The organism is Oscillibacter sp. (genome assembly GCF_031978065.1).
GTDB lineage: Bacteria > Bacillota > Clostridia > Oscillospirales > Oscillospiraceae > Oscillibacter.
Window position 1 is genome coordinate 1 of record NZ_DALZCH010000021.1, and the last position, 12233, is coordinate 12233.

Annotated in this window: 13 protein-coding genes; 12 read left to right on the plus strand and 1 reads right to left on the minus strand. The window is 56.2% G+C overall.

What is annotated here, in order from left to right:
* Positions 1-70: 70 nt before the first annotated feature.
* Complete coding sequence (locus tag RTK01_RS04905; RefSeq protein ID WP_312279901.1) at positions 71-1402, minus strand: acetyl-CoA hydrolase/transferase C-terminal domain-containing protein; 1332 nt, start codon at positions 1400-1402, stop codon at positions 71-73.
* A 735-nt stretch (positions 1403-2137) separates the two neighbouring features.
* Between RTK01_RS04905 and RTK01_RS04910 the strand changes: the two genes are divergently transcribed.
* The 12 genes from RTK01_RS04910 (at position 2138) to RTK01_RS04965 (ending at position 12198) form a co-directional block, all read left to right on the plus strand.
* Positions 2138-2527 carry a flagellar biosynthesis protein FlgB gene (locus RTK01_RS04910; protein ID WP_312279902.1) on the plus strand — a complete coding sequence of 130 codons (390 nt, stop codon included), beginning with the start codon at positions 2138-2140 and terminating at the stop codon, positions 2525-2527.
* A 30-nt stretch (positions 2528-2557) separates the two neighbouring features.
* The gene (gene flgC / locus RTK01_RS04915) at positions 2558-3013 is read left to right on the plus strand and encodes a flagellar basal body rod protein FlgC (RefSeq protein WP_312279903.1); all 456 of its coding nucleotides are present in this window, start codon (positions 2558-2560) and stop codon (positions 3011-3013) included.
* Positions 3014-3089: 76 nt separating this feature from the next.
* Complete coding sequence (locus tag RTK01_RS04920; RefSeq protein WP_294852481.1) at positions 3090-3407, plus strand: flagellar hook-basal body complex protein FliE; 318 nt, start codon at positions 3090-3092, stop codon at positions 3405-3407.
* A gap of 37 nt (positions 3408-3444) precedes the next feature.
* Positions 3445-5064 carry a flagellar basal-body MS-ring/collar protein FliF gene (gene fliF, locus RTK01_RS04925; RefSeq protein WP_312279904.1) on the plus strand — a complete coding sequence of 540 codons (1620 nt, stop codon included), beginning with the start codon at positions 3445-3447 and terminating at the stop codon, positions 5062-5064.
* The gene (gene fliG / locus RTK01_RS04930; protein ID WP_312279905.1) at positions 5057-6190 is read left to right on the plus strand and encodes a flagellar motor switch protein FliG; all 1134 of its coding nucleotides are present in this window, start codon (positions 5057-5059) and stop codon (positions 6188-6190) included. Before fliF ends, fliG begins: the two co-directional genes overlap by 8 nt.
* Positions 6183-7106 (plus strand): FliH/SctL family protein, encoded by a 924-nt coding sequence (locus tag RTK01_RS04935; protein WP_312279906.1) that lies wholly within the window; start codon positions 6183-6185, stop codon positions 7104-7106. The genes fliG and RTK01_RS04935 overlap by 8 nt, the downstream gene beginning before the upstream one ends.
* Positions 7107-7119: 13 nt before the next feature.
* A complete protein-coding gene (locus RTK01_RS04940; RefSeq protein ID WP_312279907.1) occupies positions 7120-8421 on the plus strand; it encodes a FliI/YscN family ATPase in 1302 nt (433 codons plus the stop codon).
* Between the two features lie 31 nt (positions 8422-8452).
* Positions 8453-8908: a flagellar export protein FliJ gene (fliJ, locus tag RTK01_RS04945; RefSeq protein ID WP_312279908.1), complete on the plus strand. Its 456-nt coding sequence runs from the start codon at positions 8453-8455 to the stop codon at positions 8906-8908.
* A 41-nt stretch (positions 8909-8949) separates the two neighbouring features.
* On the plus strand, positions 8950-10104 hold the full coding sequence (locus RTK01_RS04950) for a flagellar hook-length control protein FliK (RefSeq protein WP_312279909.1): 1155 nt from the start codon (positions 8950-8952) through the stop codon (positions 10102-10104).
* A gap of 34 nt (positions 10105-10138) precedes the next feature.
* Positions 10139-10585: a flagellar hook capping FlgD N-terminal domain-containing protein gene (locus RTK01_RS04955; protein ID WP_312279910.1), complete on the plus strand. Its 447-nt coding sequence runs from the start codon at positions 10139-10141 to the stop codon at positions 10583-10585.
* Between the two features lie 82 nt (positions 10586-10667).
* The gene (locus RTK01_RS04960) at positions 10668-11030 is read left to right on the plus strand and encodes a TIGR02530 family flagellar biosynthesis protein (RefSeq protein ID WP_312279911.1); all 363 of its coding nucleotides are present in this window, start codon (positions 10668-10670) and stop codon (positions 11028-11030) included.
* 85 nt (positions 11031-11115) lie between these two features.
* Positions 11116-12198, plus strand: a complete 1083-nt coding sequence (locus tag RTK01_RS04965) for a flagellar hook-basal body complex protein (RefSeq protein ID WP_312279912.1) — start codon at positions 11116-11118, stop codon at positions 12196-12198.
* Positions 12199-12233 lie beyond the last annotated feature (35 nt).

Below are 12233 nucleotides of genomic sequence, written 5' to 3' on the forward strand. Positions count from 1 at the left end.
TATATATTATATATTGCAGATAAGAACGGCCTATCGTTTAAAAAACACGGCAGAAGCTTTTGTCGGAATTTCACCTGTTCGACCGCCGCCAAATTTTCTGGTCCTGCGCGGCGGAAATCAGCGTATCCTGAAAATCCGGATGAGCAATGGAGATCAGCAGCTCCGCCCGCTCCCATGTGGAGCGTCCCGCCAGGTTTACCGCGCCGTTTTCCGTTACAATGAAATAGGCCTGACTGCGGGGGTCCGTGACGATGTCTCCGTCGAAGTGGGGTAGAATGCGGGAGCGCCGGACACCGGATTTATCCACATAGGAGGAAGTCATGCAGATAAATGCCTTGCCGCCCCGGGACATGGCCGCGCCGGTGAGATAGTCTAGTTGGCCCCCAGTGCCGCTGATATGGCGCAGCCCCGCGCTCTCGGCGCACACCTGCCCGTAAAGGTCCGCGGAAATACAACTGTTGATGGAAATCATGGCGTCAAGCTGGGCGATGGGTTCCGGCGCGTGGATGTATTCCAGCGGCGCTGCCGCAATGCCGGGGTGTTGGTCCACCCAGTCGTACAGGGCCTGAGAACCGAAGACAATGCCAAGCATCCCCTTGTTGCGGTGTATGGCGCAGCGGGCGCCGGTGAGTTTACCGGCGCGATGCAGCTCGTAGTACGCGTCGCCGCACAGCTCTGTGTGCATCCCCAGATCCTTTAGGTCGGATTGGGCCAACAAAGAGCCAACTACGTTCGGCATACCCCCGATGCCAAGCTGAAGAGTTGCCCCGGAGGGAATTTGAGGGACAATCAGCTCCGCGATTTTTAAATCCTCTTCCGTGGGCTTGGGAACGGGAAACTGCTGCAGGGGCAGGTGCGTGCCCTCTACCACAAAATTTACCTCCGAGATGTGGACGGACTCGTCGAACCCGCCCAAAATACGTGGCAAATGCTCGTTTACCTCCAGAATGACCACGTCCGCCTTCTCCAAAATTCCCCGCGCCACGCCTGCTGCGCAGGAGAAGTTGAAGTAGCCGTGCTTATCCATGGGGGGCACGCACATCATGGCTACGTTCACGGTAAGAAAATGACGGTAATAAGCGGTCATGTTCCGAAAAATCATGGGAATGTAATTGCAAAGGCCCCGGTCGCAGAGCGTGCGCTCATAGGCGGAGCAGTGCCACGAGTTGTACAGGAAGTGCTCCCGGCTGGGATCGCACTCCACCGTCTGGAGGGGAGAGAAAATTAGGTTTCCTCGGATTTTGACATCTGACAGCTCATCACGGCGCTTCGCCAGCGCCGCGTCCAAAAGCGTGGGGAAGCAGACGTTGGTGGTGTAGTCCACCCAATCGCCGGACTTCACCGCCCGGACCGCCTCCTCCGGTGTGCGCAGCTTTGCGCGATAATCCGCAAAAATGTCCATATTGGCAGCGTCCTTTCCCAATCCGGCCCCTTCGTTTAGAAGGGCCGATATTGCGTTTAGTATAGCATCTGCACCTCGCCGTCTCAAGATTTTTTTCCCGAAAGTGCGGGCGAGTTTGCTTTGTCCGCACCTGCTGGGAAAATAGAGAAATAAAAGCAATCCTTTACTTTTGTTTTTGCTTAAAAAATTTTTTGATTAAAATTTTTGGAGCAAAGTAGTGGATGAAATTCGAGCACATTGATAATTGTTCAAAAAAGTAAAACTGTTCGTAAAATACGAAGTTGCCAGAGAAAAAATTATCATGAATATATATTCATGATAATTTAAAATATTTGAATAAAAAACACATAAAACTAAAAGTTACAGAATAAGTAATTATTTTCATAAATAATAAATTGTTAAAACCTAAGGGAAAGTGGGTTAATGGGCGAGGAGATTTTACAGCCCGGAAATAAAAAAGAGAAAAAAACCTCGAAAAAGGTCGAACACACAAATTCAAATGAGAATGCGCATTATATATCTCATAAATCATAGCAATTTGCTTTAATCTCGCAAAATATCTGTATAATTCGAGTAAAAAATGTAATTTTCGACAAAATATGAAGATTTTTGTTGCTTTTTATACTAAAACACCTTATAATATGGCATTGATAAACCAGTCACGCGGAGGATTGGAAGCCAAAAAGTGAAAAGGCTTTCTCCAACGCGGAGCCAAAGGCGAAAGGGACGCAGAAAATGGACTATGTAACCAGCAACTCGGAATTGATGATGGAGCGCTCCATGCGTTTCCTCTGGGCAAAGCAGACTGCAATTTTGGATAATATTTCAAATGCGGAGACGCCGGGGTACAAGGCAAAATACGTCACCTTTGAGGAATCCCTGAAGAAAAGCCTCAAATCTGCCTCGGGAGCGTCGGCCCCTGCGGCGGCGTTTCGCAGCGTGCTGGAAGACGCCCGGCCCACGGTTCGCACCGCCAGCGGCGAGAGCACCCGCATGGATGAAAACGGCGTGAACATGACGGAGCAGGGCGTGGAGCTGGCGCGGAATACCTATCAGCTTCGCTATGCGATGAATTCCATCAGCAGCAACCTGAGTATCCTGCGCACCGCAATCAAGGGCCAGTGACCCCGCGCGGACTTGTGAGGAGGAAATGACATGGCTTTTTTAAGCTCTATGAATATCATCGGCTCCGGCCTAACGGCACAGCAGCTTCGGCTGGACGTGGTGTCGGAGAACATTACCAATATGAACACTACTCGAACGGAGGCCGGCGGCGCCTACCGGCGCAAGATGGTGGTGCTTGAAGCACAGGACGGGCGGGACAGCTTTCGCAATGTGCTGGCCCGCAGCTCTCTTTCGTCCAACGCGGGGTATAACACCGCGGGGGGCGTTCGGGTGACGGAGATTGCCGAAGACCCATCCGACCTGAAGCTGATGTACGATCCCACCCATCCCGACGCCAATGAAGACGGCTATGTGGAGCTGCCCAACGTCACGCTGGTGAAAGAGGTTACGGACGCCATGGCTGCCACGCAGGCGTACTCCGCCGGGGTTACGGCGCTGAACTCCCTGAAGACTGTGATCAATCAGGCGCTGGAGATCGGCAGATAACAACAAGAAAAGCGAGCCGCGCGAACAAAGGCGGCGACCCGGCAACGTTTGAGACGCCGGGAGAGGAGAGGTTTTGATGAGCACGGAATTTACAGGAATTCAATCCACCATCCGGCCGATTTCCGACTTGTCCGCACTGAGCGGCGCGCAAAAAGCAGACGGCGGGGAAACCGGCGGGGTTTTCGCGGATATCTTTCAGACGGCCATTGACAATGTGAAGTCCACCGACAAGGAAATGGTGGAAGCACAGTACCTTTTGGCCACCGGTCAGTTGGACAATCCTGCGGAGGCGACCATCGCTGCCACGAAGGCCACTGCCGCCGTGGAGCTGCTGATTCAGTTGCGGAACAAGGCGCTGGACGCCTATGGCGAACTGAATCGTATCAGCCTGTAACGGGCGGCTTTTAAAGTTTAGGTGGGGGTAAAGCAAATTGCAGGAGACGCTGAAGGGCTTTGGCGGAAAACTTAAAGAGTTTTTTACCAAGACGAGTAAAAAAACGCGGATAATTCTAGGCTGTGCGCTGGGTGCAGTGATTTTGGCGGGCGCTATTTTTGCCATTGCCATGAGTCATCGGCCCTACGCTGTTTTATTTACGGGCTTGAGTCCGGAGGAGCTTACCTCCATTTCCGCTTACTTGCGGGATAACGGCGCCACGGACTTTCAGGTACAAGGCACGGACACAGTTTTGGTGCCCGAGGCGCAAGAGGAGCAGTTAAAAGCAGACTTGCTGTTGGCGGGCTATCCCACCTCCGGCTTTGCATATGAGACATATCGGCAGGGTGTGGGCGCCATGTCTACGGATTCTGACCGGCAAATGGCATATTTGCAGGACTTGCAGGACCGGATGGCAGGCGTCATTAGGCGCTTTGACGGCGTGAAATCCGCGGTGGTCAACATTACGCAGGGGGAAGACCGGCGCTATGTGCTGGACAGCAGCAATATGGTAAACGCCTCGGCCTCGGTCTTTGTGACCATGCAGGGGAACGGGGCGCTTCCCGACAAGGTGGCATCCGCCATCCGCTATCTGGTGGCCCACTCGGTAAAGGGCCTTGTGATTGACAATATCGCCATTTCGGATTCTCTGGGCAACGTTTATTCCGGCGCCGCCGGTACTGCCGGGGCAACGGATGCGTCCGAATTGAAGCTGCGGCTGGAGGAGCAGGTGGACAACAAGGTCCGCTCCCAGATCATGATGGCGCTCACTCCGTTTTACGGCGCGGATAACGTTCGCGTGGCGGTGAGCAGTACCGTGGACGTGGACCACACCGTGGGTGAGAGCACAAAATATACCCTTCCCGATTGGGCGGGTGACGGCTCTACCGGCGGAGAGGGAATTATCGGCTCCAAGGTCTACGATCAGGAGGTTGTTCGCGGAGACGGCGATACTGCCGGAGGTGTGGCGGGAAACCAGACCAACGCGGACATCAATACTTATGTTGAAAACCAGACCGGCGTGGACGGCGAGAAAACCTACATCAAAAATCAGGGTGAAACCAATTACAATGTGGATACCAACAAGCAGCAGACAGAGCGGATTGCAGGTGTGATTGCTGACTTGATGGTGTCCGTCAGTATTAACAGCGCCGTTTCCGGCAGCATGACGCCTGCCGAGCTGATCAGCCACGTGGGCCATGCCGCAGGCATTGCGCCCAATGAGCAGACGGACAAAATTTCTATTCTGCTGGCCCCGTTCTATGATCCCGACGGAGGAATCGTCCCCGGAGGAAACGAGCTGAACCTGCCTCCGTGGGTGCTTCCGGCCGCCATAGGCGGCGGAGCGCTGCTGCTGGTGCTTCTGCTCCTGCTGGCCATTTTGGGAGGCAGGCGCAAAAGGCGGAAGACTTTGGCCGCTGCGTCCATGGTGGCGCAGATCGCCTCGCCGCAGGTGGCGGAGGTCGAGGTGCCTTTGAATGGCGCGGACATTATGACTGTCAAAACGGAAAAGAGTATCCAGCTCCGCCAGAGTATCCGCAAGTTTGCGGAGGACAATCCCGAAATGGCCGCGCACATGCTGAAAAATTGGCTGAGGGGAGGCGAGGAGGATGAGTAACTCCAAAAAGACCAGAGGCGGCCCAAACGCCACGACCGAAAAGACGCAGACGGCGGCCGCCAATTTTGCGGGCGAAAACCGCGACGAGCCGCCCCGGCCCCAGCAGGTTGCGAAGGAAAAACCGCTGCCCGTCCTCACCGGCCCCCAGAAGGCCGCAGCGGTGATTGTCTCGCTGGGTGCGGACAAGGCGTCTCAAATTTATAAGTTTATGGACTCCGACGATGTGGAAACCCTGACGCTGGAGGTAGCGAAGCTGGGGTATCTGGACTCCCGCCAGACGGAGGATATTCTCGGCGATTTTTACGAGCTGTGCCTCACCAACAAAGCGATTACCGAGGGCGGTCTGGAGTACGCCAGAACGGTTCTGGAAAAGGCCTTTGGAGAGCAGACGGCAAACCAACTGCTGGAAAAAGTGGAAAAGTCCATGAAGAACCGGCAGTTTGCATTTTTGGACAAGGCAGACGCCAAATCCCTGTTTTCCGCCTTGCAGTATGAGCGGCCCCAGACCATCGCGCTGGTGCTGTCCTATGTCAGTCCCGGCAAGTCCGGCAACGTGGTGGAGCAGCTTGACCCCGCCAAGCAGATTAAAGTGGTGGAGAACATGGCCAAAATGGAAAGCCCTTCTCCCAGCACCATGAAAATTATAGAGGCGGAAATGGGGCGGCGGTTCTCCACCATCATCAGCAGCAAGCATGTGAAGGTTGGCGGCATCGACTTTGTGGCCGACATGATGAACAATATCGACCGTTCCAGCGAGAAGAGCATTTTCGACGGCTTGTCTATCTACAATCAGGAACTGGCGGACGAAATCCGCAAGAGGATGTTTGTATTTGAGGATTTGGTCAGTATGGACGACCGCTCGGTCCAGCGCTTCCTGCGGGACTGCGACCCCAAGGACATCGTCCTCTCCCTCAAGGCCGCCACCGACGACGTGTCCAACAAGTTGCTCGCCAATATGTCCACCCGCATGGCGCAGAACATTCGGGACGATCTGGAGATTACCACCAACGTTCGCATGAAGGACGTGGAAGAAGCGCAGCAGCGCATTGTGGATGTAATCCGCAAGCTGGAAGAGCAGAACGAAATTATCATCATCAAGGGCGGAAAGGACGACATCATTGCGTAACGGGAATGTCCTGAAAAACTTTATAAGACCCAAGGCGGAACCTTATCTTTTCCCCGACAATCTTCAGGATGAAACGCCCGCTGCGACACAGAGGAACGCGGCGGAAGACCTGCGGGAGGGCTTTTTAGACGAGCTGTTTGTAGACGGTGCGCCCCGGGGTGGGGACGCTCCGGCGAAGGAAAAGGATAGCTTCCGGGAGCCGGAACAGACGGAGGAACCACTTGCCGCGGCCGGCCGGATTCAATTCGCAAATGTGCAGGCCGAGGCGATTTTGGCAGCGGCGAAAGAGGAAGCAGAACAAATGAAAGCCGCCGCTGGGGCCGAGGCCCGGACCATGGCGGAGAAAGTCCGGGAGGATGCCCGTCGGGAGGGCTACCGCGAGGGTTATGCCGAGGGTATGGCCGGGGCGGAGCAGGACTTGGCGGAGCGGCGCGAGACGCAGGCCGCCAAACTGGAGCAGCAGCTTCAAACCTTTTTGGAGAATATCGCTTTGGCACAGGACGAGTTGATGGACGACGCCAAGACCGACATGCGGGACCTTGCGGTGGCGGTGGCGGAAAAGGTGGTGCGCATCAGCCTGAAAAGCTCCAGCGGCGTCATCGCCAAGATGATTCAGGACGCCACGGAGAAAATGAAAAAACGGGAATGGGTCCATATTTACGTCTCCGGCTGCGATGCCAAGGGCCTTGCCCAGATTACCCCCCGGCTGACCCGGGCACTTTCTGGCCTGTCCGACCACATCCGCATCATTCCCGTGGCGGAGGAGGAGGGCGGCACCTGCATTATCGAAACGCCGGACGCCATTATCGACGCCAGCGCCCCTACGCAGATGACCAATATTCGGGCGATGCTGGAAAATATCTCGCCGGACGATGGTCCGTCCCAGAACTTCGGACGACGCCCGGGCGACCGGTGAAAAAGGAGCAGCCGTGTTTGGTCAAATGATCCAGCAGCTTCAAAACGCCGATACCTTCAGCCTGACGGGAAGGATCGAGAATATCGTCGGCATGTCCATCGAGGCCTCGGGTAAAAACGCGGCCGTGGGCGACATCTGCCGCATATACAACGGCGACACCGGAGATCAGGTGACGGCGGAGGTGGTGGGCTTTAAAAACGACCGCATTCTCCTGATGCCTTACTCCGACATGAGCGGTATCTCCGCGGGCAACTTTGTCCGCAACACGGGAAAGCAGCTCACCCTCCCTATGGGTCCGTTTCTCAGAGGGCGCATCATCAATGCGCTGGGCCAGCCCATCGACGGCGGCCCCGCGTTTGAGGCCGGGACCTCCCACTGTGTGGAGGGCAAATACATCAATCCTCTCTCCCGCCCTGCCATTACGGAGCGGATGGAGTTCGGCGTGAAAGCCATCGACGGGCTGCTTACCATTGGTAAGGGCCAGCGTATCGGTATCTTCGCAGGCTCCGGCGTGGGCAAAAGCACCCTGATGGGCATGATCGCAAGAAATGTAAAGGCCGACATCAATGTCATTGCTCTGGTGGGCGAGCGCGGACGAGAGGTTTTGGATTTTGTCCGCAAGGATTTGGGGGAAGAGGGCATGGCCCGCTCCATTCTGGTGGTGGCCACCTCCGACCAGCCCGCGATGCTTCGCAAAAAATGCCCATCCGTGGCAACCGGCATCGCGGAATATTTCCGGGATCAGGGCTACGACGTGCTCTTGATGATGGATTCCCTCACTCGGTTTGCCATGGCCCAGCGGGAGATCGGCCTTGCCGTGGGCGAACCGCCCGTGGCCCGAGGGTACACACCCTCCATTTACGCCGAGCTTCCTAAACTTTTAGAGCGCAGCGGAAACTTTGAGCGCGGCTCTATCACCGGGGTTTACACCGTTTTGGTGGAGGGCGACGACACCAACGAACCCATTGCCGATACCGTCCGGGGCATTCTGGACGGGCATATTGTTCTCTCCCGGCGGCTTGCCGCCGCCAACCACTATCCCGCCATCGACGTGGGAGCCAGCATTTCCCGTCTGATGACGGATATCGTCTCCATGGAAAACCGCAGAACGGCGGGCCGTGTCCGAGATATTATGAGTGTCTATGAAAAAAGTTCGGATCTGGTGTCCATCGGCGCGTACAAGGCAGGGACGAACCCCAAGCTGGACTACGCTTTGAACAAAATCGACGCCATTGACAGTTTTTTAAAGCAGGGCATTGATGAGGCGTTTTCTTATGAGGAAACCATGGGAGAGATGGAGCGCATCCTCCAATAAAGGCCAGATTGCCGGAAAGGGGACCTGAGGCGTGAAAAAGTTTCGTTTTTCGCTGGACACCGTGCTGGATTACCGCCGACAGGTCCAGGACTCCATTCAGGTGGAGCTGGGCGCGCTGACGGCGGAGGTCCGGCGGCAGGAAGCTGCACTGGAGGCCGCGCGGCAGAAATACGCGGAAATCAACCGGGAGTACCGGGAGAAAAAGGCCGACGGCATGTTGATCGCGGAGCTTCGGGCCTATGAAACCGCGCTGGAAGTGCAGGAGGTCATGTGCGTCCGGGAGGCGGGAAAGCTGAACGTCCTCCGAAGGCAGGAAGAGGCCAAGCGCAGGGAGCTGGTGGGTGCCAAGCAGGACGCTTCCTCTGTGGAAAAGCTGCGGGAGAAAAAGTTTTTGGCCTATACGAAGGAATTGGAAAAAAGCGAGGAACAGTTTATCGATGATTTGGTGTGCGCTCGCAGTGGAATTGCGCGGAGCGCAGCGCTCTAATCATAAATCGCGGCCCTATTTCATTGAAAGGAGGTGAGAAAATGACGATGACGAACGAATTGCTGCAAATGATACAGGTTTATGCCCAAACCCGGACGCAGAAAACCGACGTGGCCGACGACATCCAAACATCTCAAAACGGCGCGTCTGACTTTGGAAAGCTGCTGCGAAACCGTACAGACGCGGGGCGGACAAAGACAGTAGAGCAGCCCGAATCCGGAAAAGCCGAGGGAGAGCAGCCGCAGGACCCACAGGATGAAGCCCTTCGGGAGGTGACGGCGGCGATGGCGATGCTGATGTCTCAGACCCAGCCGCCGCAGGTGCAAACCGCGGAGCGGTTGCCGGAGGAATCCACGACGCAGGCCGTCGCACCCGTGGTCTTGCAGACCGGAGGGGAAACGGGACTGGCAGACGGACTGGCACAGGAGCTTTTGGGCGCGGAAAATTCCACCGTGAAGCCCGAGAACCTGTCTGGACGAGACACGACCGCTCTTTACACAGTCCGAAACCCGGAGACGGGGCAGGATGCGGGGCTTTCTCAAAGCACTCAAACTGCACAAGCTTCGCAAACTACACAAATTCTATCTTCGGAGAATACGGGCGCACAGTCCGGTGGCGCGGACGCGCAGGCACAGAGTGAATACGCCGACCTGCTTCGTAGTTCCCAGAGCAATGAAGCTCTCCAGCCGGAAAATGCCGACGCGGGAGCGCCCCAGCCCCTGTTCCGCGAGACGGACGCCGTCCCCGTGAAGGTGGGCGAGCCGGTGGCGGACACGACCCGGACGGATTTGGACGACCAATTGTCAGAACAGGTGGGCAAAGCCCTGAGGGACGGCGCACAGCAAGTCAAGCTCCGCCTGAACCCCGATCATCTTGGCACGCTGACCATTGACCTGACTCGGACGCAGGACGGCGCGCTGCAAGTGGTGTTCCACACGACTACCGAAAAGGCGGCGGACCTGTTGAGCCGCCACGCGGACAGCTTGAGCGCTCTGCTCCAGAGCAACAGTCAGAGCACGGTGCAAGTGGAGGTTCGGCGGCAGGAGGAGACCCAGCAGTATCAGCAGCAAAGCCAGCAACAGGACCGGCAGCAGGAGCAAGGCCGCCGCCAGCAGGACCAGCGCCGCCAAAGCGGAGAGGATTTCCTCCAGCAGCTTCGGTTGGGTCTGGTGACACTGGACGGACAGGTAAGCTGAACGATTCGGATTTTCTAAAGAAAGGAGCGACTCAATGAGCGACTTTATCGGCGATATCGCAAACGTAGGCAAGATCGGTACGGCAGGAAGCGGCAAGTCTGACGCGATGAGCCTGCAAATGGAGGGCTTTTTGCAGCTGATGATTGCCCAGTTCCAGAATCAGGATCCGGAAAACGCCGCTTCTACCACAGATATGCTGAATCAGATGGTGCAAATGTCCATGGTGCAGGCAATTACCAACATCACGGATGCCGTTACGCTGAACTATTCAGCCTCTCTTGTGGGAAAAGAAGTGACCATCGGAAGCTACGATTCGGACGGAAAGCTGCAAGAAATTGTGGGCACTGTTACCGGCACAGGCACGTACAACGGCAACCCCGTGGTGTTTGTGGGCGGGAAGAGTTACAGTATGAGCAGCATCATGGCAGTGGGCCGTTTGCCCGACTACAAAGAGGACGCGTCCGGGGATACGACTGCCTGAACCCAAGCGGACCGACTCTGCGTTCTGATGGCGGAGAGGACGGTTTTACTCCATCAATCAGACCGTCAAAGGAGTGAGAGCAATGATTGACAGGATATCTCCCCTGCAAAACGGCGGATTTTCCACAAAAACTTCCGCCGCCAAGGCGGAACAGACTTCCTTCGGAGAGGAGCTTTTGCAGCGGCAGAGCCAACCCGTCGCATTTTCCAAGCACGCCCGTGAGCGGGCGGAGCAGCGCGGCATTTCCGTGGACGAACAACTGATGGATCGGTTGAGCGACACGGTGGAAAAAGCCCAGGCCAAGGGTGCAAACAACATTCTGGCCTTCGATACCACCCGGGCATTTATTATCAACGTTCCCAACGGGCGGGTAATCACCGCCATGTCTCCTGAAGAGATGAAAGAAAACATTTTTACAAACATTGACGGCGCCGTGATCCTGTAAAACAGAGAGCAGGACCGGAAGGATGCTCTGGGGAGGGTCCGATTGACCAGTCCCCGGCGGCGCCGACCGAAAGGAGTTATTTTCCATGACAGGTGCAATGTATTCTGCAATCGCGGGCCTGAAGGCCCACATGAACAAGCTCAGCGTCATCGGCAACAATATTGCCAACATCAATACCCCTGCCTATAAGAAGGCACAGACCCTTTTCAGCGAAGCGATTTACACCACGCTTTCCGCCGGTTCCAACGGCACGACGAAGGTGGGCGGCGTGAACCCCTCTCAGGTGGGCTACGGTGTGAGCATCGGCTCCATTTCCATGGACATGAGCACCGCCAACTTTAATGCTGACGGTGACTCTATGCACTGCATGATTATGGGCGACGGCTTTTTCCTCACAGGGCAAAAGCCTGGCGCGGGCACAACGGCCAACACACTGACGGAGACGGACGCCCAGAATCTGGAGCTGAGCCGCGTGGGCGACTTTAAGTTCGACTCTCAGGGCTATCTGGTGGATGGCCGGGGCAATGTGATTTACGGCTGGGTTACTTCTTCCGGGAACGAAACGGCGGGAGTGATTGCCGACGCGGACAACCCCAAGACCAGCGGACAGTTGGTGCCCATTCGTCTGCCTCTGATGGCGGACGGAAAAAATCCTTCCGGCGTTGCATCCGGAACGGCGATCTATCCCGGAATCGAAACGTCAGGCGGCATGAACGTGTATCCGGACACGGCTTGGGGGCTGGAGCCCGCATCCATTGACAGCATCGCCATTGACAAGGCCACCGGCAAAATCACCGGCAACATGAAAGACGGCGGCGCGCCTGTGGTGATTGGCTATATCGCGCTGGCAAACGTGGCTAATCCCAGTGGCGTCACCCGTATAGACAACGGCTATTACAAGGCCGGAGAAGGATCCGGAAAATGCACCGCCGTCTCCATCGGCGGCGCGGTGACGGCCAAGGTCAATAACAGCGCCGAAGCAGATGCGGAGTCCATCCATAGCGCCGGAACCACCACGTTGCAGGACGGCGGACTGGAATCCTCGGGCACCGATCTTGCCACCGAAATCGCGGAGATGATTACTACCCAACGCGGCTATCAGGCCAACACTCGCATTATCACCGTCACCGACTCCATGCTGGAGGAACTGGTGAACATGAAGCGCTAATTTTCGGAAACGGAACCTCATGAAACCTATTGGCG